Below are 25907 nucleotides of genomic sequence, written 5' to 3' on the forward strand. Positions count from 1 at the left end.
AACGAAAAGGCTCCTCGCGTAAGGCTGTGGCAACGGGGCGAGTCTCTGCGCTCCTGTCGTATCGGCGGAGGCCCAATGACCGAACCCCAAAGCCAAGCGCAACGCCCGACCACGGGAGAGGCCCCCTTCGGGTTTGACGAAATTTTCTTTTCGCGCACCGATGAACGGGGGGTCATTCAGGCTGGCAACCAGATCTTTCAACGGGTGTCGGCACATCCCTGGTCCAAGCTGATCGGTGCCCCGCACAAGGTCATCCGCCACCCGGACATGCCCAAGGGGTTCTTCCACCTGTTCTGGGAGCGGCTGAAGGCCGAGCGTTTGGTTTCTGGCTACGTCAAGAATCGCGCAGCCGACGGGCTCTATTACTGGGTCTACGCCGTGGTTTCACCCATGCCCGGCGGCGGCTACATTTCCGTGCGCATCAAGCCGTCGAGCGAACTCTTCGATCACTGCGCGCAGGAATATGCCCGCATTCTCAAACTGGAGCAGGAGCAAGGCCTCACCCCGGCTGAAAGCGCGGACCTGATCGTCAAACGGTTGAACGAACTCGGCTATACCAATTTTGAGCATTTCATGGCCTCAAGCCTGGCCAAAGAGCTTGCCGCGCGTGACGTCAAGCTGGGCCGCAAGGCCAGTGAGCGGGCGCGAAGTTTTGCCGATGTCGCCACCGCTGTGCGCAAGGCGAGAGCCCACACCGATGCACTGTGCGAAACCTTCAGCGCGATTGAGGCAGTGCCGCACAACATGCGCATCCTTGCCTCCCGCCTTGAGGCTTCCGGCGGGCCGATTGCGGCGATTTCTTCCAACTACGGGTCGATGTCCAAGGAGATATCCAACTGGGTCGACAAGTTCATTCTCGGCAAAGACAGTGCCTTTTCCTCCCTGCGCCACGCCGTTAGCCGCAGCCGGATGCTGAGCGCCACGGCGCGTGTGATGGAGGAGGCGCAGGTGCAGTTTGATTCCGAGGCCGACGACATGCCGGAGGGTGGCGACCGGCTCGCGGAAAAGGACCGGCTGCATGAGGTTTCGCAGAAATACCGCGAGTTGTCGGATGAATACCTGAACACCGTGGAGCGCGAGGCAACAACCTTCGGGCGCGCGGTTGGCGACATGAAGCGTCTGATCGCGGGCCTCTCTACTACCCGGATGATGTGCAAGATCGAAAGCGCCCGGTTGCCCGACCACAACGAGAGCCTGATGGCGATCATCGACCAGCTCGACAGGTTTCAATCCGAGCTTGAAGACAGGTTGGACAAGATCGGCGCCATCACCAGCGCTGTCCTCAAAGCCGCCCGCTCGCTGGAAGTGGGGGGCGTTGCTGGTGCCCCGCAGCCCGCCAGTGCTCCCACAGAGGCGGCCTGAAGGCAGCATCCCTGCCGCTGGGGCAGGCCACCCAAAGCCGCTGATTACAGGGTCAGGTGCCGCGCCCTCGCGCCGCGCTCGATCGCGGCGCCATGCAGCCTGTCAATGTTGAGCTCGTAGCGCATCTCCTGAAGGAAGGCCAACTCGGCCTCCTGCAACTTGCCGTCCGAGGCTGCGACATCGCAGGCCAGCGCATAGGCTGTTTCATAGAGCCGCGCCGGTAACCCGTCACGGATCAGGCCAAACAGCGCATCCAGCCCGTCCTCCGCTTCAAACAGGTCAAACACCGTGGCAGAGACGCCGCGCACACGGTCAAGGTCGTAATCGGCAAAGACCGGCAGGTGATTCACGATCCGCTCAATGGTGAGCAACTCGGTGGTGCGAATGGCCTCATCGGAGGCCGAAACCGCGATCATCACCGCCACAAGGCAGTCCTGCGACGTCATCGAGGAGGTATCTTCGCTCACGTGGGGCCTCTTTCTGCTGTGCGGGCATTGCAATGCGCCTGTTTTATTGACCTTGCCGCGGTGCCGCAATAGCAAGCACCGGCGGGCGGCACATGGGGTGCCCCCGGAAAGGAAAGCACGAACAGATGTCCGAACTGCGGCAAATCGCGATGGAAAGTAAAGCCTGGCCCTTCGAAGAAGCGCGGGCCGTGCTCAAACGCATCGAGAAGACCCCGCCGAAGAAAGACCACGTGCTCTTCGAAACCGGTTACGGGCCGAGTGGCCTGCCACACATCGGCACCTTCGGCGAGGTCCTGCGCACCACGATGATCCGCCGCGCTTTCGAGGTGATCTCAGACATGCCGACCAAGCTCATCTGCTTCTCCGATGACATGGACGGCATGCGCAAGGTGCCAGGCAACGTGCCCAACCAAGAGCGCATGGCCGAAGACATGCAGCGCCCGCTCACCTCGGTCTTCGACCCCTTCGAAACCCACGAGAGCTTTGGCCACCACAACAACGCCATGCTCCGCCGCTTCCTCGATACCTTCGGATTCGACTACGAGTTCATCTCCGCCACCGATTTCTACAAGGACGGCCGCTTTGACGAGGTGCTCCGCCGGGCCGTCGAGCGCTATGACGATGTGATGAAAGTCATGCTGAAGAGCCTGCGCGAAGAGCGCCAGCAGACCTATTCGATCTTTCTGCCGATTCACCCTGAGACGGGCCGGGTGCTCTACGTGCCGATGAAGCACGTGGACGCCAAGGAGCACACGATCACCTTTGATGACGAAGAGGGCCGCGAATGGACGCTGCCGGTGACTGGCGGTAACGTGAAGCTGCAATGGAAGCCCGATTTTGGCGCCCGCTGGGCCGCGCTCGACGTCGACTTCGAGATGTATGGCAAGGACCACTCCACCAACACGCCGATCTACGATCGGATCTGCGAGATCCTCGGCGGTAAGAAGCCTGAGCATTTCACCTACGAGCTGTTCCTCGACGACAAGGGCCAGAAAATCTCCAAGTCCTCGGGCAATGGCATCAGCATCGACGAATGGCTGACCTATGCGGCGACCGAGAGCCTCAGCTACTTCATGTATCAAAAACCCAAAACGGCAAAGCGCCTGCATTGGGATGTGATCCCCAAGATGGTGGACGAATACCACCAGCAACTCCGCGCCTTCCCCGATCAGGAGGCCAAGGCACAGCTGGCCAACCCGGTCTGGCACATCCACGAGGGCAAGCCGCCGGTGTCGAACATGGTGGTGCCCTTCTCCATGCTGCTCAACCTCGCTTCGGTCTCCGGCGCGCAAGACAAGGAAACCCTCTGGGGCTTCATCCGCCGTTACGCCCCGGGTGCCGAGCCCGAAACCCATCCCGATCTCGACGCCGCAGCAGGCTTCGCGGTGAAATATTTCGAAGATTTCGTCGCCCCCACGCGCCAGTTCCGCGCCCCAACCGACCAAGAGCGCGAGGCGCTCGAAGAGCTGCGCGACAAGCTGAAGGCATGGGACGGCGGGCAGGATGCAGAAGGCCTGCAAGGTATCGTCTACGAGGTGGGCCGCGAGCGGTTTGACCCGATGCGCGACTGGTTCAAGGCGCTCTATCAGGTACTCTTGGGGGCCGACCAAGGCCCGCGCTTCGGTGGCTTCATCGCGCTCTACGGCGTGGATGAAACCGTGGCGCTGATCGACAAGGCACTGGCGGGCGAGCTGGTTTGATTTGCCGAACACCCGCGTTGAGCTATCTTCCTTGAGGTCAAGGGAGGTAGCCTCATGCGTGTTCTGGTCGTCATTCTCACCCTTCTGTTCGCCGCGCCCGCCGCGCAGGCGCAGGAGCCAAGCGCCATCCCTGATGTGATCGGGCAGCAGCTCGAGGCCTTCGAGGCCGACGATTATGCCCGCGCCTTCACCTTCGCCTCCCCGATGATCAAAGGCTACTTCCAAACGCCCGAGAACTTCGGCGCCATGGTCCGCGAGGGCTATCCCATGGTCCACCGCCCCGATGCCGTCACCTTCGGCACCCGGCGCACCGAGGGCAGTAGCATCTATCAAACGGTCACGATCCGCGATGCCGAAGGCCGCTACCACGCGCTGGAATACGAGATGATCCCAGACGGGCAGGGCGGCTGGCTGATTGATGGCGTCAGCTTTATCCCCGCGCCGGATGTCGCCGCCTGAGGTGCGTACTCCAAGGTTACCAACCCTTTAACCTTACCCCTTAAACCGAACTGCGCACCGGCATCGCGCCGGACCATTCCGCACTCACGACGACAATCGAGACCTGCCCCGCCCCATGCCGCGGGCGCCGGGTGGTGGCCGCATGTCTGAAGCGGCCCAGAGCAGACAAAGGGGTTTTGCGATGAACAAGGCTATCACTGACGGGATCGTCTTCATGCCGCCACCGTTTTCGGGCGGGCTGTATGTGTGGTCCAAGGAAAACGGCACGCCCGGCAGCGCCACCTATGATGGAGACCCAGGCGCCGCGCAGGTGCCGTCGGACTCCGATTTCGCCGGCTGCCTTGAGCTGACCAAAACCAGCAGCACCCAAAAGCTGCGCTACATGGGCGAAACCCCGATCCTGCCGGGCTGTTACCTTCGGGTGACGGCGCGGGTGAAAGCGGTGGCAGGCAACCTTCCCGCAGTGCGCATCGCAGCCTGGGCCGGCGGCGCGGGCAGCGCCCATGTGACCGGCCTCGATGAAACCGGCCCATCCGTCAGCCTCACCTCCTACGGCGAGGTTGTGGAAGTCTCCGCCATCATAGGCACCGCCAATCGCACAGGTGTGCACATGCCGTGGACAACCGATGTGCTCTACGCCCACATCGGCCTCGATCTCACCGGCCCCAACGGCGGCACCGTGCGCATTGATGATCTCGTGGTCGAAGACATCACCTCCGCCTTCCTGCGCGACATGATGGATTGGGTCGACGTCCGAGATTTTGGCGCCGTGGGCGACGGTGTGGCCGACGATACCGCCGCCTTCAACGCCGCCGATAATGCTGCAAACGGTCGGGCCGTGCTTGTGCCGGAGGGCACCTATTACATCGGCAGCACCATCACCATGGATAATCCCGTTCGCTTTGTCGGCACCCTCGTGATGCCCGACGACAAGCGCCTGTCGCTGAAGAAAAACTTCGACCTGCCCACCTATATCGACGCCTTCGGCGATGAGCGGCTGGCGTTTGAAAAGGCGATCCAGTCGCTGTTCAACTTCAACGACCATGACAGCCTCGACATGGGCGGTCGCAAGGTCGACCTTACCGAGCCAATCGACATTCGCGCCGCTGTCGACAATCAGGATGCCTTCCTGATCCGCCGGGTTATCCGCAATGGCCAGTTTCAGGCATCAACCTCCACAGCCTGGGATGATACGGTTGTCACCTCCCAAGCCACCTACACCACCTCCGATAGCAAAACCCTCACAGGCGTTACCAATGTGGCCAATATCGAGCTGGGCAGCCTTGTGACCGGCGCGGGCGTGGGCCGCGAGGTTTACGTGAAGTCCAAGAACGTCGGCGCTCAAACGGTGACGCTCAACAAGTCGCTCTACGGTGCGGCGGGCACACAGAACTTCACCTTCACCCGGTTCAAATACATGCTCGATTTTTCCGGAATGGTGAACATGGACAAGTTCGTATTTGCCGACATCGAGTTTCAGTGCTCATCCAAGGCCTCGGCCATCATGCTGCCGCAGGACGGGCTGAACTTTCACATCCGCGATTGCTTCATCACCGCCCCGAAAGACCGTGGCATCACCTCCATCGGCGGCGCGTGCCAAGGCATGCAGCTGGACCGCTGCCAGTTTCTCAGCTCCGAGCAGAGCGAAGATGTGCAAGACCGCACGACCATCGCCGTCAACATCAATTCCAACGATGCCAAGGTCCGCGATTGCCGTGCCGTGCGCTTCCTGCACTTCCTCGTGCTGGGCGGGAGCAACTACATCATCCAAGGCAACCACTGGTTTCAGGGCGACGGCGTCAATCAGGGCCTGCGCTCGGCGGGGGTCGTCTTCACCACGGTCAATGTCTTATCGACGATCAACTCCAACTACGTCGACAACAACTTCATCGAGTGGACCAACGAGCATGACGCGACGCCTGATTACAACTCGGGCTATTCCTTCGGCGCGCTCACGGTGCAAAACAACGTCTTCTTCTGCACCAACGCCGCGCCGTGGTTCACCTTCTTTGTCATCAAGCCCTTCGGGGGCGGGCACTTCATCCACGGGCTCACGGTGACGGGCAACACCTTCAAAACGGTGAACGGCTCCATCGACCGGGTGGAACAGGTGGATGAAAGCTACGCCGGGTTCGACTATGGCCGGTTCCGCAACATCCAGTTCCATTCCAACACCTTCAATGGAATTAACCAGATGACGGTCAGCCCAGTAATGCTCCAGTTCGATCAGAACACAGCCGCAAGCACCTGGACGTTGAACTTTGGCGATTACATGCCCTTTGGCGGACGCATCCGCAACGTCGAGAGCGTGGTGGCCGAGAACTCCATCGACAAATCCGTGGGCGGCAAGCTCTGGTCCATGCCCTATGTGCGGGTCGAGCGCGGGGCGACCCAGCAGAAGGTAGACTTGGAGTGGGAGAGCGCCTGCACCGGCCGCGTTCAGGTCATCGGGCGGGTCGACAACCCCAACTGACGCGTCTTGGCGCGCGGCTCCGCATCACCCGGTGCGGGGCCGGTCCGCCAAGCTTAGATCCTGGGGCGTCAGTCGAAAGGCCTTGCCAAACCCGCCGTTCAAAAACGCGCCCTGCACCTCCAGCGCGACAAAGCCGAAATCCCCGAAATCAATGTAGAGTTTCGCCTTCGGATGGCTCTCCAGCCACCGCGCTCGCAGGGCGGCGTGGGCTTCGCTCTGCCGCTCCACGAACCGCGCTATGCATTGCAGCGAAAGCCGAGGATGCGTCAGCGGGTCACCCTTCGGCCCCGGCTCACCCACCATCAACGAACACACCGGCTCGGCCCGCAGCGCGCCGGTATGCGCCGAGAGCGATGAAACAAGCGTCACCGGCCCGCCGCCCGCATCGCTGCCCACTGCGATCCGGCTGACCATCGGCACCCCGCCGTCCAGCACCCCCAGCGCGCCAAAGCGGGCATCGTCCAGCAGCGCGCGGGCCATGGCGCGGGCTTCATCGTCGGTCGGGCGGATGGGATCGGTCATGATTCAGGTCAAGGCGGCTGCACTCCGCCCAGCCTATCCTAAATCCGACAGCCAGGTAAGGAGGGCCAAACTCATGTATTCCACAATTCTCGTCCCGATCGCCTTTGAAGAAGGCCGCGACAGCAGCGCCGCGCTCGACATCGCCAAGGCCCTGCTGGCGCCAGGCGGCACCATCACCGCGCTTCACGTGATCGAGGAGGTGCCGAGCTATGCCTCCACCTATCTCGACGAGTCGCTGATCGTTGAGGCCCGCAAGAGCGTGATGCACGCCCTCGCTGCCAAGCTCGGAGACCATAAGGATGTAACCCCCCATGTGGTGACAGGCCACTCCGGCCGCACGATCCTTGAAGAGGCCGGGCGCATGGGCGCCGATCTCATCGTCATCGCCTCTCACCGCCCCGGCCTGCAGGATTACTTCCTCGGCTCCACAGCGGCCCGGGTGGTGCGCCATGCAAAGTGCTGCGTGCATGTGATCCGGTAGCGCAGGGCTTGCTCCGTCTCCCCCTTCCGCTAGGCTTGGGGGAGGAGGAGTGCCCATGCCGACGATTGCCACCGACAACAGCTACCAAACCGTGCTGACCACCTTCGAGGTCACGCCGGGCACCTGCGAAGATGTGCTGGATGCCCTGAAATCAGCCTACGCCGAGGTGATCTCCAAGAGCCCCGGCTTCAAGGCCGCCGCCCTGCACATGAATGACGCCCAAACCCGGATCGCGAACTACTCTCAATGGGAGCGGCGCGAGGATTTTCAGGCCATGCTGCGCACAAAGGAGATGCGCGAGCGCAACCGGGTGATCCACGGCATGGTCAAAAGCTTCGAGCCGGTGATGTATGAGGTTGGCGCGGTGTTCCCCTAGAGCGGGCCGCGTCCCGCCACCCCCTACAAACCCCGCTCCCCGGTTCATACCTGTCTCCTGAACGCTAATCGCGAAAGGACAGCCCATGAACTGCCCCCACTGCAACATCTCCCTCTCGATGGCCGACCGCACCGGCATCGAAATCGACTTCTGCCCCCAATGCCGCGGCAAATGAATTCTTGAGGGCTTCATCTCCGTGTGTGGAGCTTGGTCAAGCGATATTGACTCCATTGAGTCCTCGCTGAAAGTATTGATCCATAGATTTTCTGTATCTTAGGTTTGCCAATGGAAGATGATCACATTGATCCGCCACCGAGTACTAGAGAGGACAAAGTGGCCGATGGAGATGGCAAGAACCAAAGTGTGAAGGCGTCCGACGGGGAGGCCGGTTGGATCGTCGAGCCCGACGCAGATGACATAGCCCAGATGTCTCCTGATGAGTTGCCGCGCGTAGTTCAAAGGCACAACCATGACATTGCTTTGCTCGCTGCGCTGATTGACAGTGGTGACTTCTCTCAATTGAAGAAGGTCCGAGAGGAGCAAGTTAAAATTCTCGCAACCGTAAGTGAGATTAAAGATCACCAAAAGAAAAATAATGCATCTACACTCTCAAAGCTCATTTTTGCCGTTTGCGTTGGGTTGTTGTTGATTGGGGTATTGGCGGTCGTGGCGCTTTGGCGCAGCTACTCTTACGAACGTGGCGGATCGGTTGCAGCTCTGGTTACAGATGCCTCATGTGGGCAGGCCAAGGTTTTCTCCGGATCGCATTGGCTAAACGCAAATACACTTAGATACTACGAGAATCAGAAAAACGCTGCGTGGACTGAAGTTGATACTTCGGCTGCAGGTATGACTAGCACTCCAACATATCTTGCGAGCATTTCAGCCAATGGCGGTCATTGGTCTCTGATTGGTGTGAATGCAGTCTATCGGCCAGAAAGCGATAGTTTTCGCCTTTATATCAAATGGTATGACGGTAACACTGAAGATATAATACGATACTCGAATGAGGCTAACTGGATACTGAATTGGGTTGCCATTGGTTGCGGCTAGTCGATCGAGGGTACTTAGGTTCTCCTTCAATGGAGGCTTTCTCACTAATATAGGGGACATGTTTGTATAGGCGCTAGTCCGCGTTCTACCTCCCCCGCCTCTTAACATTCCCCCCACGCTGCCCCGGCCTCCCGGCCGTGCTCCGCCCCGAAGCCTTCTGCCCCGCCTCCACAGCCGCATCCACCGCCGACTGCCGGGCCAGCGGGTCTGACGACACCACCAGATCAACAGCCTCCAGCCGTTTCACCTCGTCGCGCAGCCGCGCGGCCTCCTCGAACTCAAGGTTCTCCGCCGCCTTGCGCATCTTGTCGCGCAGCCCGTCGAGGTGCGCCTGCAGGTTCGCCCCGGTCCCAACGGCATCCACCTTCGCCGTCACCCGGTTCATATCCACGTCGCCCTTGTAGAGCCCGGCCAGCACGTCCTCGACGTTCTTCTTCACCGTCTCGGGGGTGATCCCGTGTTCCTCGTTATAGGCAATCTGCTTGGCCCGCCGCCGGTCCGTCTCGCGCATCGCGCGCTCCATAGAGCCGGTGATCCGGTCGGCATACATGATCACCCGGCCATCCGCATTCCGCGCGGCGCGGCCCACCGTCTGAATCAGCGAGGTCTCCGAGCGCAGAAAGCCCTCCTTGTCGGCGTCCAGAATCGCCACCAACCCGCATTCCGGAATATCCAGCCCCTCGCGCAGCAGGTTGATGCCGATCAGCACGTCAAACGCCCCAAGGCGCAGATCTCGCAAAATCTCGATGCGCTCGATGGTGTCGATATCCGAGTGCATGTAGCGCACCTTGATGCCCTGCTCGTGCAGGTATTCGGTGAGGTCTTCGGCCATGCGCTTGGTCAGCGTGGTCACCAGCGTCCGGTAGCCCTTGGCCGAGACCTGCCGGATCTCGTCCATTACATCGTCCACCTGCGTATCCACCGGGCGGATCTCGATCACCGGGTCGAGCAGGCCGGTGGGGCGGATCACCTGCTCGGTAAACACTCCGCCGCTTTGCTCAAGCTCCCATGCCGCCGGGGTGGCCGACACGAACACCGACTGGGGCCGCATTGCGTCCCATTCCTCAAACTTGAGAGGCCTGTTGTCCATGCAGGAGGGCAGGCGGAAGCCATGCTCCGCCAGCGTGAACTTGCGCCGGTAGTCGCCCTTGTACATGCCGCCGATCTGCGGCACCGACACATGGCTTTCATCCGCGAAAACAATGGCATGGTCGGGGATGAACTCAAACAGCGTGGGCGGCGGTTCACCCGGCGCGCGGCCCGTCAGGTAGCGCGAGTAATTCTCGATCCCGTTGCAAACCCCGGTGGCCTCCAGCATCTCGATGTCGAAGTTGGTGCGTTGCTCCAGCCGCTGCGCCTCCAGCAGCTTGCCCTCGCCCACCAGCTGGTCGAGCCGCACCCGCAGCTCCTTCTTGATGGAGGTGATGGCCTGCTGCATCGTCGGCTTGGGCGTCACGTAGTGCGAATTGGCGTAGATCCGCACCTTCTCCATCGTCCCGGCCTTTTCGCCGGTCAACGGGTCAAACTCTGTCAGGCTCTCCAGCTCTTCGCCAAAAAAGCTCAGCCGCCACGCACGATCTTCAAGGTGGGCCGGCCAAACCTCCAGCGCATCGCCCCGCACCCGGAAGGTGCCGCGCTGAAACGCTTGATCGTTGCGCTTGTATTGTTGCGCGATCAGATCGGCGATCACCTTGCGCTGGTCGTAGTCGTTGCCGACGTGCAAATCCTGCGTCATCGCCCCGTAGGTCTCAACGCTACCGATGCCGTAAATGCAGGACACCGAGGCAACGATAATCACATCGTCGCGCTCCAGCAGCGCCCGGGTGGCCGAGTGGCGCATCCGGTCGATCTGGTCGTTGATCTGGCTTTCCTTCTCAATATAGGTGTCCGAGCGCGGCACATAGGCCTCGGGCTGGTAGTAGTCGTAGAACGAAACGAAATACTCCACCGCGTTTTCGGGGAAGAACCCTTTGAACTCGCCATAAAGCTGGGCCGCCAGCGTCTTGTTCGGCGCAAGGATGATCGCCGGGCGCTGGGTTTCCTCGATCACCTTGGCCATCGTGAAGGTCTTGCCGGTGCCCGTCGCCCCCAGCAGCACCTGATCGCGCTCACCGTTCTTCACGCCCTCGCTGAGTTCCACAATCGCTGTCGGCTGGTCGCCCGCCGCCGAAAACTCGGTGTGCATGACGAGCTTCTTGCCACCCTCCAGCTTTTCCCGGGTTTTCACATCGGGGGCGGGCGAGTGCAAAATCGGCGGAAGGCTCTGTGAGCCATCGTTATGGGCATAGGGCATGGGCAGGCTCCTTCGTCAGGTCTAAGTTGTGCCATCACCGCCCGGTGTAAAGACCCATGCTGACAACGAACTGTCAGGAGCCGTCAGGAACCGCCATGCCATATCGCCCCTTCGCTCTGCTCATCTCGGCCTGTTTTGCCGGAATGGGGCTATGCCTTCTGGTCTCGCCGGGCCTGTTCTTCATGGTCTTCGACCTGCCTGCGGAGCCGGGGGCGGGGGTGATGGCGCGCCGCGCCGGGGTCGTCTACCTCGGGGTCGCGGGGTTTGCCGCGCTCTCTGCCGGGGCACAGGGGCGGGCAGAGCAACGGGTGCTGCCGCTCTGCGTGATCGGGATCATGCTGGCGATGGCGGCGCTCGGGGTGGTGGAGGTGCTGCGCGGGGCGGCAGGTCTGCGGCTGCTGCTGGGCGTGGCGTCAGAGCTGCTGCTGGCTGGCATGGCCCTGTCGGCGTTGCGGCGGGCCTGAGCCGGGCGGGGGCAGAAGGCAGGATTTTCAACGCATCGCCCTTGCGCCGAGCCCCCCTTTTGCCACATATATCAACCGCATCAGCCAGGAGACCTGCCACATGCGCGCCCGCATCTACCAGCCCGCCCGCAACGCCATGCAATCCGGCACCGCCAAAACCAAGGGCTGGGTGCTCGATTATGGCCCCTCCGAAAGCCGCGAGCTTGATCCGCTCATGGGCTGGACGGGCTCGGGCGACACCCAAGCACAGGTGCGCCTGCGGTTTTCCTCCAAGGAGGAGGCGCTGGACTATGCCAAGGAGCATGGCATCGACGCGGTGGTGACAGAGCCGCAAAAGCGCAAGCCCAACATCCGCCCCGGCGGCTACGGCGAAAACTTCTCCACCGCCCGCCGTGAGCCTTGGTCACACTGAGCCAAACCGCGCCCGCGTCCGGTTGGCGAAGGCCACGAGCGACAGCATCACCGGCACCTCTACCAGCACGCCTACAACGGTCGCCAGCGCCGCGCCTGAGTTGAGCCCGAAGAGCGAGATCGCCACCGCCACTGCCAGCTCGAAAAAGTTCGAGGTGCCGATCAGCGCACAGGGCGCAGCAATCCGGTGCGGCACCTTCAGCGCAAAAGCAGCGGCATAGGCCAGCGCAAAGATCCCGTAGCTCTGCAGGATGATCGGCACCGCGATCAGCGCAATCACCTGCGGGCGGGCCAAAATCGTTGACCCCTGCAGCGCAAACAATATCGCCACCGTCGCAATCAGCCCGATCATCGACCAAGGTTTCACCCTATTCTGAAACCCCGCAATCCGCTCTGCCGTGGCCAGCCGCTTCCGGGTCAGCACGCCGGCCACCAGTGGCAACAGCACAAAGAGCAGCACCGAAAGCAAAAGCGTCTCCCAAGGCACCTCGATGTCGGTCACACCCAGCAAAAAAGCCACGATGGGCGCAAAGGCAAAGACCATCACTACATCGTTCACGCTCACCTGCAACAGCGTGTAATTCTCGTCGCCCTTGGTCAGCTGCGACCATACAAAAACCATCGCCGTGCAGGGGGCCGCGCCCAGCAGGATCAGCCCGGCGGTGTATTGCGCCGCATCCTCCGGTGCGATCCACGGCGCGAAGACGTAATCGAAGAACAGCACCGCCAGCAGTGCCATGCTGAAGGGTTTGATCAGCCAGTTTACTGCTAGCGTAATTGCCAGCCCCTTGGGTTGCTTCACTGCCGACTTTAGCGCCGCCGGGTCCACCCCCACCATCATTGGATAGACCATCGCCCAAATCAGCACGGCCACCACGAGGTTGACCCGCGCCACCTCCGCCGCCGCCACAAGCTGCACCAATGCAGGCAGCGCTGCGCCAAGGGCGATGCCCCCGGCCATGGCCAGCGCGACCCAGACGGTCAGGTAACGTTCAAAAACACTCACGCCGGTTGCGCCTCCGCATCGAGCCGGCCAGAGAGCAGCGCGGCGAGCGCCACCATGACGGCTGCGGTGCCCAGCACAAGGGCCAGCCCTCCGATCTGGTAGGTCAGGCCAGAAAGCACAGTGCCCAGCAGCCGTCCGCCTGCATTGGCCATGTAGTAAAACCCCACATCCATCGTCACCCGCTCGGCCCGCGTGAAGGCGAGGATGAGGTAGGAATGCAGCGATGAGTTCACGGCAAAGAGCGCACCAAAAGCGAGCAATCCCACAACCAGCGTGGCCGTCAGCCACGGTTGCGGCTCGGGCGAGGCGAGCACGGCGGCCGTCAGCGCGGCAGGCACCACAAACAGCGCCCCCGCCCAGCCCCGCGCCGCTCGGATCAGGTCGCCCTCATCACGCTCCGCCGCCCGCAGCAGTCGGGGCGCGGCGGCCTGCACCGCGCCATAGAGGATCACCCAAACCGCCATGAACGTGCCGATCATGAAAAACGCCGCCCGGTTGCCCTCTTCCGTGCCGTCTGAAAGCACGGCGTAAAAGTAGATCGGGATACCGACGACAAACCACACGTCCCGCGCCCCGAACAGAAACACACGCGCGGCAGAAAGCCAGTTCACATTGGCCGATTTCGAGAACACTTCAGAGAATTTCGCTCCCTTGCGCCCAGTCGGCAGACCGCTCGGCATCAGCACCACGATCGCCGCCAATATCACGCCAAGCACCACCGCCATCGCCAGCACCGCCCCGGTGAACCCGATCACCGCCAGCAGCGCCGCGCCAAGCAAAAAGCCAAGCCCCTTCACTGCGTTCTTCGAGCCGGTCAGCACCGCAACCCAGCGAAACAACCCGCCCTTCTCCGAAGGCGCAAGCAGCTTCACGGCAGACTTGGAAGACATCTTCGCCAAATCCTTCGCCACCCCGCTCGCGCCCTGAACACACATCACGAAGGCAACAGAGGCGCCCACGGCCCAACCCGGGTCAAGCAGCGTCAGCGCCAGCAGCGCCACCACCTGCAAGCCCAGCCCCGCGTAGAGCGTTGCCACCAGGCCAAAGCGCGCGGCGATCCACCCGGCGGAGAGGTTGGTGACCATCCCGGCCACCTCGTAGAGCACGAAGAGATAGGCCAACTGCACCGGCGAAAAGCCCAGCGTGTGAAAGTGCAGCAGCACCAGCATCCGCAGCGCCCCGTCCGTCAGCATGAAGGCCCAATAGGCGGCGGTAACAGCAATATAGGCCGAGAGCCCCTCAGGCTTGCTCAAAGCGAGGCCCCCACCATCAGCGCCACATCCACCAGCCGGTGGGCATAGCCCATCTCGTTGTCATACCAGGCATAGACCTTCACCTGCGTCCCGTTCACCACCATGGTCGAGGGCGCATCGACGATGCTCGACCTCTGGTCATTGGTGTAATCGGTCGAAACAAGCGGCCGGGTCTCGTAGCCCAAAATGCCCTTCAACTCCCCCTCGGAGGCCACCCGGAACATCTCGTTCACCTCCTCGGCGGTCGTCTCCCGCTCCACCTCGAACACGCAATCGGTCAGCGACGCATTCAGCAGCGGCACCCGCACCGCATGGCCATTCAGCCGCCCCTTCAGCTCGGGGTAAATCAGCGTAATCGCGGTGGCGCTGCCCGTCGTCGTCGGGATCAGCGAGTTCAGCGCCGAACGCGCCCGCCGCAGGTCTTTCGCGGGGCGATCCACGATGGTTTGCGTGTTGGTCACGTCATGGATCGTGGTGATCGAGCCATGCCTAATGCCGAGCCCCTCGTGAATCACCTTAACCACCGGCGCGAGGCAATTGGTGGTGCAGGAGGCGGCGGTGACGATGCTGTGCGACTCGGCGTCATAGCTCTCGTCATTCACCCCGATCACGATATTCGCCGTCGGCCCGTCCTTCACCGGGGCCGATACCACCACCTTCTTCACACCCGCCTTGAAGTAGGGCGCCAGCTTGGCCTCGCTCTTGAACACGCCGGTGCAGTCGATCACCACGTCTACGCCCTCAAGCGGCAGCGCGTCCAACTCGCGCGTGCCGATGAACGGCAGCCGCACGCCATCAATCGTCACGCTCTGCTCGTCACTGGCAAATTCCGCATCCCAGCGCCCATGCACCGTGTCGAACTCCAGCAAATGCGCATGCATCGCCGCATCGCCCACCGCGTCATTGATCCAGGCAATCTTCGCGCCCTTCTCCAGCAGCGGCTTCAACGCCAGCTTCCCGATCCGGCCAAGGCCGTTCACAGCATAGGTGGTCATCAGGCGTGGTCCTCCTTCTCGCGGCCAATCTCATCCACAGCCGATTGCAGCGCGATCCGGTCCAGCGTGGCCAGCGGCAGTGCGGTAAAGGCGGTGATCCGGTGCTTCAGCGCGCCGTAGGCCTGCTGAAAGGCCAGCGCCTTCTCGGCGTCCGTGCCCTCCACCTTCACCGGGTCTTCCATCCCCCAATGCCCGCTCACCGGCTGGCCTTCCCATGCTGGGCATTCCTCGTTGGCGGCCTGGTTGCAGACAGTGAACACGAAATCGAGGTCCGGCGCATCCGGCCCGGTAAACTCATCCACGTTCTTCGCCCTCAGGTGCCCAACGTCATGCCCCTTTTCCTCCAGCAGCCGCACCGCAAAGGGGTTCAGCTCCGATTGTGGCCGCGTGCCGGCGGAGAACACGTTAAACCGCTCGCCCGCCGCATCGCGCAGCAGGGTTTCGGCAAAGATCGAGCGGGCAGAATTTCCGGTGCAGATGAACAGCACGTTGTATTTGCGGTCAGCCATCGGGTCGTTTCCTTGGGTTATGAGGTCAGGGAAAGTGGCGCAAAGCTCCGGGCGGCCCCGGCAGCAATCAAGCAGGAGATATTCAAAGGTCTGTCGCACGCCTGCCATATCAATCGCATAGAGCAGCGATGTGCCCGCCCGCGTCTGGGTGACAAGGCCAGCCCCATTCAGCGCCGAAAGATAGGCACTGAGCGTGCTGGCCTTCAGCCCCATCGCCTCCGCGATCTCCCCCGCTGGCAGGCGGTCGGGGTAGCGGCGCATCAGCAGCCGAAACAAGGCCAGCCGCTGGGGGTGGCCAAGAATTGTCAGACGGTCGGGAATCACTTTTTCCATATTTCACGAATAAACGAAATAGTAGCGAGACCCAAGTGAAGTTTTCATGACACCGCCACGCCGCCCGCGTTGACCACTCCCCGCCTGCGGGCTACCACGTCGCAAGCGGTCCCATAGCTCAACTGGATAGAGCAGCTGACTTCTAATCAGCAGGTTCGGGGTTCGAGTCCTCGTGGGATCGCCAGTTTAGCCGGCATATCGCCGCCAGCCCGTGTCTCACGCGCCACCTGGCTTCCGGATGGGGCCGCCCCCGGCTATTCTTTGCCTCAAAGACAGGCTAACCAGCAGCGATGAGCCCGATGAACGCCCCTTCCCACACAGCTGCGCCCTCAAGCGATGAAAATGCGCGCCCGCTCTATTATGTGCTTTCAGCCGGGCGCACAGGCACCGTCTTTCTGGAAAACCTGATAAACCGGCACTTCCCCGACGTGTCCATCGAGCACGAGCCAGCGCCCACCCGTTCGCTGATGATGCTCGGCAACCTGCGCAACGATTTCGGCCTCATGGGCGGGGCCGCGCGTTGGCTGGCGCGGCGGCACCAGCAGGCCTTTCACGGCGCGGTAGGCAAGCGGGTGGAGGTAAATCCCTTTCTCTGCGCGGTGACAGACCTGCTACCCCACCCAACCCGGCCCCTGCGCATCGTCCACGTGGTGCGAGAGCCGGGCGGCTGGGCGCAGTCCATGACCACCTTCAAGGCCTCCAGCCGCTATCGCCACGTGATCGACTATGTGCCCTTCGCCAAACCCTTCCCGTCGCCCCGTCCTGCGGGCTGGCGCGGGCTTACCCCTTTTGAGAAAAGCCTGCACCGCTGGGTCTGGTGCAACCAGCGCATCGCGGCTGTTGCGAGCAAGGCCGAGGCCTACGCGCTTGTGCGCAGTGAAGATATATTTTCAGGCGATGCCACGCGGCGTGACGCGGCGATGACGCAGGTGTTCGATGTGCTCCAACTGGAGCCACCCGCAAGCGTCGATCCCGAGGAGTTCGGCCAACGGGTCAACCCCGCGCCGCCCGGGGTCAACCTGCGCAATGCCGCTGCCGAGCGCGCCATCTGCGGCGCGGCGGCGGCGGAGTTCGGCTATGATCTCAAGGCGTAGCGCTCTTGCCCTCGTCGTCAGTGCTGTGCTTCTGGCGCTGGTGCTCTGGGTTGCCGACATTGGCACCGTCGACCTTTCCACCATCCGCCCCGTGCTGCTGCTGCCCGCTGTCGCGGCCTATGTCGCCGTGCTGGCGTTGCGGGGCGCGCAGCTTCGCCTTCTCGCGCCTGCCCTTGGCACCGCCGCGGACACCGTCAAAGGCACAGACCGAAGCTCGGGCGGATGGCGCTGGGTGGCGCTTGCCGGGCGTCACCAACTGGTGTTCATCCTCTCGCCCTCCGGCGCGGGAGACCTAGCTTTTCCACTGCTCGCAAAACGCATGGTGGGCCTGGGCACCGTCCCGGCAGCAGCACTGATCGCCGGGGCGCGGCTGCGTGATATCTGTGCCGTTCTCGGGCTGGGCTGCGCTGGGCTCGCGGGCACCGGGCATGTGCCGCTGCTGGCCGGGACCGGGGCGGCGGTGTGCTGCGCCGCGCTCTACTTCTCCGATGTCACCGTGGCGCTCGCCGGGCGTCTGTTGCGCCGCCTTCGCAAAGTGCCGCCACCTGAGCCAGCGCAATTTGCGCCCAACCGCCTGCCCGCCGCATTGCTCACGCTGCTGATCTGGCTCACCGCCTCAGGCGGGATTATGGCGGGCTTCGCGGCGGCGGGCCATCCCCTGGGGCCATTCGAGGCCTGGGTCATGCTGGCGGGCCTAAACGTGGCCGGCGCGCTGGCGCTTTCGCTGGCCGGGCTTGGTGTGGCCGAAGCCGGCGCGGCAGGCGTGCTTGTGTTTCTTGGCATGCCTCTGGCCGAGGCGGCGGCGCTGGCCATCGTCGCCCGGCCGCTGTTGCTGCTCTCCAACGCTGCAGCCAGCGGTGTGATTGAGGCCGTCACCCGGCTGACCGGGCGCGCCTTGGCCTGATTACTGTGTGCCGGTGGCCGCGAGCCTGTCCGGCTCCTTGGCCTGCGCCTTTTCCTTTGCGCTCGCGCCCATCGGCCGTGCCTTCAGCACCCGAACCCGGGCAATATGCGGATGCACGGCCGGGCGCTGCGAGGCGCTCACGTCATGGCCAAGGAAGTTGAGCAACATCTGCACCCCCAGCAACACCGGGAAGGCGCTGAGCATGACGGTGCCTGCCGTGGCCGGCACTCCGCTGCGCGCGCTCTCGATCCATTGGGTCACGCCGTAGATGCCGCCGAAGGCAAACAGCAGCGTGCCCATCATCAGCATCAGCGACGCGGTGGAGAAGCCGCGCAGGAAGTAATTGTAAAACACCCGCGTTATCAGGTTGCGGGCATGAAGCCACGGAAACTTCAGCAGCGCGTCCATCTCGCTCAGCCCGCTCTTCTCGTCGCCATAAACGGCCTCCATCGGCACGTCGCTCACCGCTGCGCCGACCGTGCCGAGGCGAAACAGCAGATCGCTCTCGAAGAAGTAGCGCTTGTGGAGCTTGTCCAGCGGCAGGATCGCAGCCACATCGGCGTGGATCGCGGTGAAACCGTTGGTCGGGTCGAACAGGTGCCAGAGGCCCGAGGACAGCTTGCTCATGAAAGACAGCCCCGCATTGCCGATCAGCCGCACGGTGGGCATTTTCTGCACGCCGGCGATGTCGAAGAAACGGTTGCCCTTCACATAATCCGCCTCGCCGCGCAGGATCGGCTCGATCAGAGCCGGAATGAGGCGCGGGTCCATCTGCCCATCACTGTCGATCTTCACGATCACCTTGGCCCCGCCCTCGATCGCCGCGCGATAGCCGGTAACGGTCGCCGCGCCCACGCCGCCGTTGACCTCATGGGTCACGACCTGCACGCGCGGGTCTTCGGCGGCGAGTTCGGCCAGCACTTCGGCCAGATTGTCGGGGCTGGCGTCGTTGACGCAATAGATCCGCCCAATCCCCTCGGGCACCTCGGCAACAACGTCTCGGATACTGCCTGCGGCCTTATAACAAGGGATCACGACGGCGGTGTTGGAAAGCGGTGAGCTGCGCATGGTTCAGGTTCCCTCGGTCAGCTTGAATGCCCGTATGCCTGGCACACAGGAGTTGATTTCTTGATAACCCGACCAGATCCGCGCGAAGGCGGGATCCTCGGTGTAGAAGGCTTCAAAATCCATTGGCAGGGAGCCGATGGCGTGGCGGTGTTCGCGGGCGTCGATCAGCACCAACGCGGGACGGTTAGCCAGGTCTTTCAGCGCAGCGGCGCGTTCGGCCTGCTCGGCCAGTGCCAGCACCCGGGCGGCCTCGGGCGTGGCGGTGCCCTGCGCGCGCAGCCGCACGATTGCGGGTAGATAGAGCCGGCTGTTGGTGGCCGCGACCCACCGACGGTGGCTGTAGTTCGCCACAGGGAAGCCGGGGTAGGGGTGCGTCGAGAAGGCCATGAACCCACCGCCCTCGGGCACATGCTGCTGCACCATGCCGACGAGGCAGCCGGTGTCGATGCCATATGCCCCCCCGGCCATACGGTGTCTCAGTGCAAGCGTGTTCTGAAGCGCCGGAAGCGCCAGCCCAAGCACCAAGGCACCAACCGCCACCATCCGGTGCCATGTGGCAACGGGGGCAAGCGTCGTGAGCGCCAGTGAAAGCAGGGCCAGCGCGGTGACCGGGTAAAAATGATAGCTATAGCCCTTGGCCTGCGCCAAAGCCGCCACCAGAAACCCAGCTGCCGCCAGCGCCATCACCATGGCCGCGGCAGAGCGCCCGCGCCCAAGCGCCACTGGCAGCGCCACGAGGCACAGGACGGTGGGAGAAAGCTGAACCAGAACAACCTGCGCAATTGAATGGCTGAAGCCCCAGTAAACCTGCGAAATCAGCGGCACCACCTCGGAGAGGTAGGGACGTGCAAACACCCATGTCGCGCCCACATAGGCCACGCCCGTCAGCACGATCACTACGCTCTCGATGCGCAGCACCGGGCGCAAGCTGCGCTGGCGCACCATTGCGTAGAGGCCCACAAAGACCGGAACCGCAAGGAAATGTGGCTTGAAACAAAGGCCCACACCCGCCGCCAGCCCTGCCAGCACCGCCGTCAGCCGCGGCACTTGGCGTCCCTCGGCGCGCGCGGCCATCAGCATCAGCCATGGCAGGCATAGCGCAACAGCCAGATGTTCCCGCTGGCCAAAGTCACGCCCGGCGCCGAGTGTCAGCAAAAGCGCCAGCCCGGTAAGCAGGACCGCGCGGTGGAGTTGGTTGAGCGAGGCGGGCAGGGCGCGGTTGAAGGCCGCAAGACTCAACGCAAGCAGCCCAAGCACCACTACGCGAAAGGTGGCCACCGGATCGCTGCCCAGCAGCCCGGCTAGTCCGGCCACCGGCGCGTTCAGCCACCAGATCAGCGGCGGATTTGCCGCCACGATCTCGCGCCCAAAGGTGCCGCCCTCCAGCAAACGCTCCGAAGAGTTGAGCACCCAGGCCACATCATGGTTGAGATAGATCAGCCCCTGAACAAATCCGCCAGCAAGCAAGGCAATCAAAGCCGGCAGCAAGGCAGATTGGCCTGCCCGCGCCCATAGAGCACGGCCATGTCCGTCCTGAGCGAGCGTTGAACCCGTCTGCATGTTTGCCCCTTCTTTGTCGCGTCTCACCGCTGTCTTTGTCACCAATTTGGAAACAAAAGGTGGCGGGATTGCGTCCTTCGCGGGGCGTTTATGGGTGAAGTTCTGCAAAGGCAGCAGGCATTGCCCGGCCAGCAATTAACCGGTCGCCAAGATGCTCTGAGATGAAGTAAATAAAGGGGCGCAGCGGCCCTGTGTCAGTCGGGGGCGGCGTCCAGTACGCGCGCCGCCACGCCCTCGGCCCAGCGGTCGGCGGCGGCTCCGAAACAATCGTGAATCGAGTCCACGGCAATCACGCTTCCGGCAGCCATCCGGCCCAGCACCGCGAGGCCCGGGGCGGGGCGGCCGTCGCGCGTCAGGGCCAACCCGTCTGCTGAGGTGGCCGCGCCCAGCCCTTCGGCCAGCGGATGCAGCCATCCGGCCTCGCGCAGCCCGGCGAGGGCCGGGTCGGTCACCGGGGCGAGGGCAGGAGAGGGCAGCACCGCATCCACCATGGCCTGCGCCGTCAGTGTCGCCGCGGCGCCATCCAGCACCCAGCCCTCCGGCACCAACCGAATGTCCGGGTCGTCCACCGCCCGCAGGTCCACCACGCCCGCGCCGATCAGCGCGAGCAATTCTTCCGCCGAGCGCAGCGGCGGGCCATACGAGAAGCGCTTCAGCCCATCGTCAAACTTCAACAGCGCCGCCGCCGTTTCCGGTGCCATGCGCGCCGGGTTGAAGCCCTGCCGCAGGGCGTCCTGCCACTTGCGCCAAAGCTGCCCAAGCGCGTAGCCCACATCCGGCGGCGCGCCCCGTGCCATCGCCACCTGCGCCTTCAGCGCCTCTATGGCGCCGCGCGTCTCTTGGCTGCCCGGGGCCTCTCGCTCCATCGCAAGCCAGTCCCGAACCTCCCCGCGCAAAACCTTGGCCAGCCGGGCCACCGGGGCCTCAAGTGTGGCGCAAACCCGTTCCAGCGCGGCTTCTGCGGCCATCCCGGCCGCCTCTTCCAGTCCTGTGAGAAAAGCCTCTGTCTCCGCCCTCTCCGGCGCAAACGCTTCGTCGATCGTGGCATCGGCGGGCTTGGGCGCAGGCGCGTGCCCATCCAGCGAAAATGGCACAATCCGCTCTGGCTCTCGCCCCGAGCGCAGGTATCGCTCCCCCTCAAACCGCCCGCCTTGGCCGAGCGTCAGCAGCCGCAGCACATCCAGCGTTGATAGCCCCAGCCCGCGCACGCCTACCACCTTGCCGGCCCAGTCTTGCGCCGCCTCGGCCAGCGCGGTGCCGGGGTAGGCGGGGCGAAGGGGCAGATCATGGCGCTCCGCGTGTTCCCTCCATGTCGCAAGCTGCGGATCGGGGGCAGAGCGCGGCTGGCCCTGGGTCAGCAAAACCTCGGCAAAGGGCCCGTGCTCTCCACCCGCACGCAGCCACCAGCCATCGCCCCTATGCTCAATCGCCTCGACGCGTGCGGCATGAAGCTGCGGGCGCAGGCGGGCCTGAAGCGCCTCGAACCGCGCCGCAAAATACCGCCCAAGGTCAGCGCGGGGCGGAAAGTGCTCAGCATCCGCCTCCCCCAGCCAGTCCCCGAAGGCCCCCACTGGGCCGTCGTCAATCCGCACCTCGCGGATGGGCAGGTTCAGCAGGCATAGCTCCGCCTCCCGGGGCGAAAAGTTTGGCCCAGCACCGCAGGGCCGTACCGGGTCAAAGATCTCCACCCGCGCCTCCGGCAGCCATGCGGCCAGCGCCTCGGCCGCGCCAAGGCCCCTTGGCCCCATTCCGATGATGGCAATGCGGCATCCGCCGATCTGGTCTGTCATGGCCAGAGTTCTCGGCTATCCCTACGCGATGTGGAAGCCTGAAATGAGCTGCCGCAGCCCAAGTGCCGCACCGGCAAAGATCGCGGCAAAGGTGACGGGCGCCGACCATGCAAGCACCGAAAACGCGCTTATGCCCTGTCCCACAGAGCAGCCCACCGCCAGCACCGCACCCGGCCCCATCAGCGCCGCGCCCGCCATCTGGCGCTTCAACTCGCGCGGGTCTTCGCAGGCCTCCCAGCGAAAATGCCCCTTGATGAGCGAGCCCGCAAAAGCGCCGATGAGCACGCCCGCCACAGAGCCCACGCCGAAACTCAGGGTGTTTCCGCTCGCCGTCATGACCCAAAGCATCGTATCGCCCAACGGCTGCGAAAAGGTGTGCGTGGTGATCCGCTCGCCCGCAAAGCCCGTGTGTGCCACCCAGAATGTGCCCAGCCAGCCTGAAAGCACCGCCAAGCCCACCGCCACGCCCCAGGCCATGTGCCCGGGCGCGCGCAGCATCTCCCGGCTGGCGAGTCCCAGCACCAGCAGTGCCACGCCCACGATGAGCGCCACCACCACCGGCGATATCCCGGCCATGCCGCCGAGGCTCTCGGCAAATCCCTGCGGCGCAACCGCCATGCCATCCACCGGAAACAGCCAAACCCGCGCCCGCGCCAATGGACCGGACAGCACCGCATAGGCCGAAAGCCCCATGACCAGCACAATGATGAACCCGCGCAAATCGCCGCCGCCCAGCCGGGCCAGCGCGCCGTAGCCGCAGTTGCCCGCAATCGCCATGCCATAGCCAAACATCAGCCCGCCAAGGATGCTGCCAAGCGGGGTCCAGACGCGGGAGAGGTAGAGGGTTTCGGCAGGGTCGAAGTGCCCACCCGCCCGGGCCAGCGCCACGCCGATGACGGCGGTGCCGATGGCCAGCGCCCACATGCGCAAACGGCGGCTGTCACCCGCGTAGAGCATGTCTTCAATCGCGCCGAGCGTGCAAAACCGGCCAATCCGCGCGGCCAGCCCCAGCAAAATGCCACCCGCCAGCCCCACGAGGGCCACGGCATTGGCATCACCGATCCTGTCGAGAAGGTATTCGAACACCCGGCTCTCCTCCCCAAGCCCCGGACGCCCGCAGCGGGCCGGTCAGCCCTCCTTGCAGAACATCTCGTAGACAACTTCCATGATCTTCTTCGGGCGCTCATCCGCAAGGCTGTAGTAAATCGCCTTGCCCTCCCGCCGTGGGGTCACCAGCCCTTCCAGCCGCAGGCGCGAAAGCTGCTGCGAAACCGCCGCCTGCCGGGCCGAAAGCAGCTCTTCCAACTCGGTCACCGTCTTCTCGCCCGTCGCGAGGTGGCACAGGATCATCAGGCGGCCCTCATGGCTGATCGCCTTGAGAAAATTCGCCGCGTTGGTGGCATTGGCCACCATCCTGTCCATGTCCTCGGCGCACATGTTCTTGTCAAACACCGGAAGGCCCGGCTTGTCATCCAGCATGTTCTGCGTTCCCTCGGTCCTCATCCCTCGGCCCCGGCCTCCCCCGATTCAGCGGGCAGTGCCACGCCGTTCTGTTCCATCATCTGCCCAAGCAAGCCCCAAAAGAAGTCCTCGCCCGGATAGCCTTCAATCCGCCCCAGCTCCGCGCCATCACGCACCAGCACGAAGGTCGGCGTAAAGTGCAGCCCGCGTTCAAAGGCAATATCATCCGGCGGTGCGCCAATCATCTCTCGGCGCAGCGGCGCGGCGCGGCCCTCTGGCGTCTTGCCATAAATCGGGCCGATCTCCTTGTTCCAACGCGCACACCATGCGCACCCGGCCTCTTCCACCATCACAAGCACCGTCTCGGCCCGTGCTGCTATAGGCAGGACCGTGAGGGTCAAGCTGAGAAGAAGGGCCACAAGCCGCAAGGGCACCGATCCCGATTGACGTTCCATTCAACAAACTTAATATGATAATGGGTCTGAAACAAGGGAGGACAGGCCATGTTGCTCGACGTGGGCATTTGGAGCGCCTTCATCGGCGGGCTGGTGGTGTTCTTCTCCCCCTGCGTGCTGCCGATCGTGCCGTTCTACCTGTCTTACATGGCCGGTGTCGGCATGTCCGAAATCTCCGCCGATGGCACGCTGGCCCGGGGCGCACGGCTCCGCCTGATCGCTTCGGCGGTCATGTTCTCGCTTGGCATGATGACGGTGTTTGCCGTGCTCGGGGCAGGGGCCTTTGCCATCTCCGAGCTGTTCAAAACCTATATCGACTACTTCCGCTATGCCGCCGGGGCGCTGGTGCTCATCATGGGCCTGCACTTCCTCGGCGTCTATCGCATCGGCTTTCTCGACCGCACCCTGCAACTCGACGCAGGCGACACCTCCAACATGACCATCTGGTCGAGCTACCTCGTCGGCCTCGCCTTCATGGCTGGCTGGACACCCTGCGTCGGCGGCGTGCTCACCGGCGTCTTCATGATGGCCTCCACGGATGAAACCGCATGGCGCGGGCTGCTCATGGTCAATGTCTTTGGCGCGGGCATGGTGCTGCCCTTCATCATCGCCGCCCTCTTCACCGCGCCCTTCATGCAGTTCGCCGGGGCTTTCCGCAAACACCTCGGCAAGATGGAGAAGGTCATGGGCGCCTTGCTCATCCTCTTCGCCGTCCTAATTCTCACCGGGACAGTCAATGCCATCGCATGGTGGCTGATCGAGAAGTTCCCGGCCTTCACCAGCTAGCAACGGGAGAGACCCATGAAACGCCTCCTAACCCTCTTCGCGGCCCTCTTCATGGCCACCACCACGGCGCAGGCCGAGATCGGTGACGACGGGCTGCACAAGGAGCCTTGGTTCCGCGACACCTTCAAGGACATGTCCGAAGACCTTGCCGAGGCAGGCGAGGAGGGCAAACGATTCATGGTCATTATCGAGCAACGCGGCTGCATCTACTGCACCAAGATGCATGAAGAGGTGTTCTCCGACCCGGCGGTGAAGCAACTGATCGAAGAAAACTACTTCGTTGTGCAGCTCAACATGTTCGGTGACATTGAGGTGACCGACTTCGACGGCGAGGCGATGGCCGAGAAAGACATGGTCAAACGCTGGAACGCCCTCTTCACGCCAACGATTCTCTTCTTTCCCGAAGAGGTCGAGGCGGGCAAAACCGGGGCGCAGGCCGCCGTTGTCACCATGCCCGGTGCCTTTGGCAAATGGACCACCATGAACCTGCTCACCTGGGTTCTCGAGAAGGGCTACGAGGGCGATGAACCCTTTCAAAAATACCACGCCCGCAAGTTCGCCGAGCAGCAGGGCTGAGGCCAATGCTGCGCTGCAACATAATCAATAATTCAGGTAACTGAATTTGTTATTGC

General features: G+C 63.3%; 27 protein-coding genes and 1 tRNA gene. 15 read left to right on the top strand and 13 right to left on the bottom strand.

Annotation, left to right across the window (positions count from 1 at the left end; translation table 11 throughout):
- The first annotated feature begins 75 nt into the window (after nt 1-75).
- Nucleotides 76-1362: a PAS domain-containing protein gene (locus ACXAG6_RS05290; RefSeq protein WP_475335732.1), complete on the top strand. Its 1287-nt coding sequence runs from the start codon at nt 76-78 to the stop codon at nt 1360-1362.
- A gap of 44 nt (nt 1363-1406) precedes the next feature.
- On the opposite strand, the gene ACXAG6_RS05295 is transcribed toward ACXAG6_RS05290, so the two are convergent.
- Nucleotides 1407-1808, bottom strand: a complete 402-nt coding sequence (locus tag ACXAG6_RS05295; RefSeq protein WP_475337923.1) for a tellurite resistance TerB family protein — start codon at nt 1806-1808, stop codon at nt 1407-1409.
- A 146-nt stretch (nt 1809-1954) separates the two neighbouring features.
- Here ACXAG6_RS05295 and ACXAG6_RS05300 point away from each other — a divergent pair, with 146 nt between their 5' ends.
- The 3 genes from ACXAG6_RS05300 (at nt 1955) to ACXAG6_RS05310 (ending at nt 6461) form a co-directional block, all read left to right on the top strand.
- A complete protein-coding gene (locus ACXAG6_RS05300) occupies nt 1955-3529 on the top strand; it encodes a lysine--tRNA ligase (protein WP_475335735.1) in 1575 nt (524 codons plus the stop codon).
- 54 nt (nt 3530-3583) lie between these two features.
- Nucleotides 3584-3988, top strand: a complete 405-nt coding sequence (locus tag ACXAG6_RS05305; RefSeq protein ID WP_475335737.1) for a DUF4864 domain-containing protein — start codon at nt 3584-3586, stop codon at nt 3986-3988.
- Between the two features lie 181 nt (nt 3989-4169).
- Nucleotides 4170-6461 carry a glycosyl hydrolase family 28-related protein gene (locus ACXAG6_RS05310; protein WP_475335739.1) on the top strand — a complete coding sequence of 764 codons (2292 nt, stop codon included), beginning with the start codon at nt 4170-4172 and terminating at the stop codon, nt 6459-6461.
- A 24-nt stretch (nt 6462-6485) separates the two neighbouring features.
- On the opposite strand, the gene ACXAG6_RS05315 is transcribed toward ACXAG6_RS05310, so the two are convergent.
- A complete protein-coding gene (locus ACXAG6_RS05315) occupies nt 6486-6983 on the bottom strand; it encodes a HugZ family pyridoxamine 5'-phosphate oxidase (RefSeq protein WP_475335742.1) in 498 nt (165 codons plus the stop codon).
- Between the two features lie 73 nt (nt 6984-7056).
- Here ACXAG6_RS05315 and ACXAG6_RS05320 point away from each other — a divergent pair, with 73 nt between their 5' ends.
- The 4 genes from ACXAG6_RS05320 to ACXAG6_RS05335 all read left to right on the top strand — a co-directional run bounded on the left by ACXAG6_RS05320 (nt 7057) and on the right by ACXAG6_RS05335 (nt 8893).
- Nucleotides 7057-7464 carry a universal stress protein gene (locus ACXAG6_RS05320; RefSeq protein ID WP_140012968.1) on the top strand — a complete coding sequence of 136 codons (408 nt, stop codon included), beginning with the start codon at nt 7057-7059 and terminating at the stop codon, nt 7462-7464.
- 55 nt (nt 7465-7519) lie between these two features.
- Nucleotides 7520-7840, top strand: coding sequence for an antibiotic biosynthesis monooxygenase family protein (locus tag ACXAG6_RS05325; protein WP_475335744.1), 321 nt, complete (start codon nt 7520-7522; stop codon nt 7838-7840).
- Nucleotides 7841-7925: 85 nt separating this feature from the next.
- Nucleotides 7926-8015, top strand: coding sequence for a TFIIB-type zinc ribbon-containing protein (locus ACXAG6_RS05330; RefSeq protein ID WP_475335746.1), 90 nt, complete (start codon nt 7926-7928; stop codon nt 8013-8015).
- A gap of 110 nt (nt 8016-8125) precedes the next feature.
- Entirely contained in the window at nt 8126-8893 is a 768-nt protein-coding gene (locus tag ACXAG6_RS05335) for a hypothetical protein (protein ID WP_475335748.1), read from the top strand.
- An 85-nt stretch (nt 8894-8978) separates the two neighbouring features.
- Here ACXAG6_RS05335 and uvrB read toward each other — a convergent pair whose 3' ends face one another.
- Entirely contained in the window at nt 8979-11186 is a 2208-nt protein-coding gene (gene uvrB, locus ACXAG6_RS05340) for an excinuclease ABC subunit UvrB (protein ID WP_475335750.1), read from the bottom strand.
- Between the two features lie 95 nt (nt 11187-11281).
- Here uvrB and ACXAG6_RS05345 point away from each other — a divergent pair, with 95 nt between their 5' ends.
- Complete coding sequence (locus ACXAG6_RS05345; RefSeq protein WP_475335752.1) at nt 11282-11650, top strand: hypothetical protein; 369 nt, start codon at nt 11282-11284, stop codon at nt 11648-11650.
- Between the two features lie 100 nt (nt 11651-11750).
- Nucleotides 11751-12062, top strand: a complete 312-nt coding sequence (locus ACXAG6_RS05350) for an ETC complex I subunit (protein WP_475335754.1) — start codon at nt 11751-11753, stop codon at nt 12060-12062.
- Here ACXAG6_RS05350 and arsB read toward each other — a convergent pair.
- The 4 genes from arsB to ACXAG6_RS05370 are packed head-to-tail and all read right to left on the bottom strand — an operon-like array spanning nt 12054 to nt 16157.
- Complete coding sequence (gene arsB / locus ACXAG6_RS05355; protein ID WP_475335757.1) at nt 12054-13067, bottom strand: ACR3 family arsenite efflux transporter; 1014 nt, start codon at nt 13065-13067, stop codon at nt 12054-12056. The genes ACXAG6_RS05350 and arsB overlap by 9 nt on opposite strands.
- Nucleotides 13064-14320, bottom strand: a complete 1257-nt coding sequence (gene arsJ, locus ACXAG6_RS05360) for an organoarsenical effux MFS transporter ArsJ (protein WP_475335759.1) — start codon at nt 14318-14320, stop codon at nt 13064-13066. The genes arsB and arsJ overlap by 4 nt, the downstream gene beginning before the upstream one ends.
- Nucleotides 14317-15315, bottom strand: a complete 999-nt coding sequence (locus tag ACXAG6_RS05365; protein ID WP_475335762.1) for an ArsJ-associated glyceraldehyde-3-phosphate dehydrogenase — start codon at nt 15313-15315, stop codon at nt 14317-14319. Before ACXAG6_RS05365 ends, arsJ begins: the two co-directional genes overlap by 4 nt.
- Nucleotides 15315-16157: an arsenate reductase/protein-tyrosine-phosphatase family protein gene (locus tag ACXAG6_RS05370; protein ID WP_475335764.1), complete on the bottom strand. Its 843-nt coding sequence runs from the start codon at nt 16155-16157 to the stop codon at nt 15315-15317. The genes ACXAG6_RS05365 and ACXAG6_RS05370 overlap by 1 nt, the downstream gene beginning before the upstream one ends.
- Nucleotides 16158-16264: 107 nt before the next feature.
- Here ACXAG6_RS05370 and ACXAG6_RS05375 point away from each other — a divergent pair.
- From ACXAG6_RS05375 to ACXAG6_RS05385, 3 genes are all read left to right on the top strand, one after another.
- Nucleotides 16265-16341 (top strand) — tRNA-Arg (locus ACXAG6_RS05375).
- 106 nt (nt 16342-16447) lie between these two features.
- Nucleotides 16448-17251 carry a hypothetical protein gene (locus tag ACXAG6_RS05380; RefSeq protein WP_475335767.1) on the top strand — a complete coding sequence of 268 codons (804 nt, stop codon included), beginning with the start codon at nt 16448-16450 and terminating at the stop codon, nt 17249-17251.
- Entirely contained in the window at nt 17235-18155 is a 921-nt protein-coding gene (locus ACXAG6_RS05385; protein ID WP_475335768.1) for a lysylphosphatidylglycerol synthase domain-containing protein, read from the top strand. The genes ACXAG6_RS05380 and ACXAG6_RS05385 overlap by 17 nt, the downstream gene beginning before the upstream one ends.
- Here the strand turns inward: ACXAG6_RS05385 and ACXAG6_RS05390 are convergent, their stop codons facing one another.
- The 6 genes from ACXAG6_RS05390 to ACXAG6_RS05415 form a co-directional block, all read right to left on the bottom strand.
- Nucleotides 18156-19223: a glycosyltransferase family 2 protein gene (locus tag ACXAG6_RS05390; RefSeq protein ID WP_475335769.1), complete on the bottom strand. Its 1068-nt coding sequence runs from the start codon at nt 19221-19223 to the stop codon at nt 18156-18158.
- 3 nt (nt 19224-19226) lie between these two features.
- Complete coding sequence (locus ACXAG6_RS05395; RefSeq protein ID WP_475335771.1) at nt 19227-20783, bottom strand: hypothetical protein; 1557 nt, start codon at nt 20781-20783, stop codon at nt 19227-19229.
- 194 nt (nt 20784-20977) lie between these two features.
- Entirely contained in the window at nt 20978-22573 is a 1596-nt protein-coding gene (locus tag ACXAG6_RS05400; RefSeq protein ID WP_475335774.1) for an FAD/NAD(P)-binding protein, read from the bottom strand.
- Nucleotides 22574-22594: 21 nt separating this feature from the next.
- Nucleotides 22595-23659, bottom strand: coding sequence for a YeeE/YedE family protein (locus ACXAG6_RS05405; RefSeq protein WP_475335776.1), 1065 nt, complete (start codon nt 23657-23659; stop codon nt 22595-22597).
- Between the two features lie 42 nt (nt 23660-23701).
- The gene (locus ACXAG6_RS05410; RefSeq protein ID WP_371707321.1) at nt 23702-24076 is read right to left on the bottom strand and encodes an ArsR/SmtB family transcription factor; all 375 of its coding nucleotides are present in this window, start codon (nt 24074-24076) and stop codon (nt 23702-23704) included.
- Nucleotides 24073-24489: a thioredoxin domain-containing protein gene (locus ACXAG6_RS05415; RefSeq protein WP_475335779.1), complete on the bottom strand. Its 417-nt coding sequence runs from the start codon at nt 24487-24489 to the stop codon at nt 24073-24075. Before ACXAG6_RS05415 ends, ACXAG6_RS05410 begins: the two co-directional genes overlap by 4 nt.
- A gap of 48 nt (nt 24490-24537) precedes the next feature.
- Here ACXAG6_RS05415 and ACXAG6_RS05420 point away from each other — a divergent pair, with 48 nt between their 5' ends.
- Both ACXAG6_RS05420 and ACXAG6_RS05425 read left to right on the top strand, forming a co-directional pair.
- Nucleotides 24538-25275 carry a cytochrome c biogenesis CcdA family protein gene (locus ACXAG6_RS05420; protein WP_475335781.1) on the top strand — a complete coding sequence of 246 codons (738 nt, stop codon included), beginning with the start codon at nt 24538-24540 and terminating at the stop codon, nt 25273-25275.
- Nucleotides 25276-25290: 15 nt separating this feature from the next.
- Nucleotides 25291-25851 carry a thioredoxin family protein gene (locus ACXAG6_RS05425; RefSeq protein WP_475335783.1) on the top strand — a complete coding sequence of 187 codons (561 nt, stop codon included), beginning with the start codon at nt 25291-25293 and terminating at the stop codon, nt 25849-25851.
- The last annotated feature ends 56 nt before the right edge of the window (nt 25852-25907 follow it).

This window comes from Vannielia sp. ABF1_015, assembly GCF_056160745.1.

Bases quoted from the DNA above. Each gene is read 5' to 3' on its own strand.
- ACXAG6_RS05290 (WP_475335732.1), top strand. From the start codon at position 76: ATGACCGAACCCCAAAGCCAAGCGCAACGCCCGACCACGGGAGAGGCC.
- ACXAG6_RS05295 (WP_475337923.1), bottom strand. From the start codon at position 1,808: ATGACGTCGCAGGACTGCCTTGTGGCGGTGATGATCGCGGTTTCGGCC.
- ACXAG6_RS05300 (WP_475335735.1), top strand. From the start codon at position 1,955: ATGTCCGAACTGCGGCAAATCGCGATGGAAAGTAAAGCCTGGCCCTTC.
- ACXAG6_RS05305 (WP_475335737.1), top strand. From the start codon at position 3,584: ATGCGTGTTCTGGTCGTCATTCTCACCCTTCTGTTCGCCGCGCCCGCC.
- ACXAG6_RS05310 (WP_475335739.1), top strand. From the start codon at position 4,170: ATGAACAAGGCTATCACTGACGGGATCGTCTTCATGCCGCCACCGTTT.
- ACXAG6_RS05315 (WP_475335742.1), bottom strand. From the start codon at position 6,983: ATGACCGATCCCATCCGCCCGACCGACGATGAAGCCCGCGCCATGGCC.
- ACXAG6_RS05320 (WP_140012968.1), top strand. From the start codon at position 7,057: ATGTATTCCACAATTCTCGTCCCGATCGCCTTTGAAGAAGGCCGCGAC.
- ACXAG6_RS05325 (WP_475335744.1), top strand. From the start codon at position 7,520: ATGCCGACGATTGCCACCGACAACAGCTACCAAACCGTGCTGACCACC.
- ACXAG6_RS05330 (WP_475335746.1), top strand. From the start codon at position 7,926: ATGAACTGCCCCCACTGCAACATCTCCCTCTCGATGGCCGACCGCACC.
- ACXAG6_RS05335 (WP_475335748.1), top strand. From the start codon at position 8,126: ATGGAAGATGATCACATTGATCCGCCACCGAGTACTAGAGAGGACAAA.
- uvrB (WP_475335750.1), bottom strand. From the start codon at position 11,186: ATGCCCTATGCCCATAACGATGGCTCACAGAGCCTTCCGCCGATTTTG.
- ACXAG6_RS05345 (WP_475335752.1), top strand. From the start codon at position 11,282: ATGCCATATCGCCCCTTCGCTCTGCTCATCTCGGCCTGTTTTGCCGGA.
- ACXAG6_RS05350 (WP_475335754.1), top strand. From the start codon at position 11,751: ATGCGCGCCCGCATCTACCAGCCCGCCCGCAACGCCATGCAATCCGGC.
- ACXAG6_RS05365 (WP_475335762.1), bottom strand. From the start codon at position 15,315: ATGACCACCTATGCTGTGAACGGCCTTGGCCGGATCGGGAAGCTGGCG.
- ACXAG6_RS05370 (WP_475335764.1), bottom strand. From the start codon at position 16,157: ATGGAAAAAGTGATTCCCGACCGTCTGACAATTCTTGGCCACCCCCAG.
- ACXAG6_RS05380 (WP_475335767.1), top strand. From the start codon at position 16,448: ATGAGCCCGATGAACGCCCCTTCCCACACAGCTGCGCCCTCAAGCGAT.
- ACXAG6_RS05385 (WP_475335768.1), top strand. From the start codon at position 17,235: ATGATCTCAAGGCGTAGCGCTCTTGCCCTCGTCGTCAGTGCTGTGCTT.
- ACXAG6_RS05390 (WP_475335769.1), bottom strand. From the start codon at position 19,223: ATGCGCAGCTCACCGCTTTCCAACACCGCCGTCGTGATCCCTTGTTAT.
- ACXAG6_RS05395 (WP_475335771.1), bottom strand. From the start codon at position 20,783: ATGCAGACGGGTTCAACGCTCGCTCAGGACGGACATGGCCGTGCTCTA.
- ACXAG6_RS05400 (WP_475335774.1), bottom strand. From the start codon at position 22,573: ATGACAGACCAGATCGGCGGATGCCGCATTGCCATCATCGGAATGGGG.
- ACXAG6_RS05410 (WP_371707321.1), bottom strand. From the start codon at position 24,076: ATGAGGACCGAGGGAACGCAGAACATGCTGGATGACAAGCCGGGCCTT.
- ACXAG6_RS05415 (WP_475335779.1), bottom strand. From the start codon at position 24,489: ATGGAACGTCAATCGGGATCGGTGCCCTTGCGGCTTGTGGCCCTTCTT.
- ACXAG6_RS05420 (WP_475335781.1), top strand. From the start codon at position 24,538: ATGTTGCTCGACGTGGGCATTTGGAGCGCCTTCATCGGCGGGCTGGTG.
- ACXAG6_RS05425 (WP_475335783.1), top strand. From the start codon at position 25,291: ATGAAACGCCTCCTAACCCTCTTCGCGGCCCTCTTCATGGCCACCACC.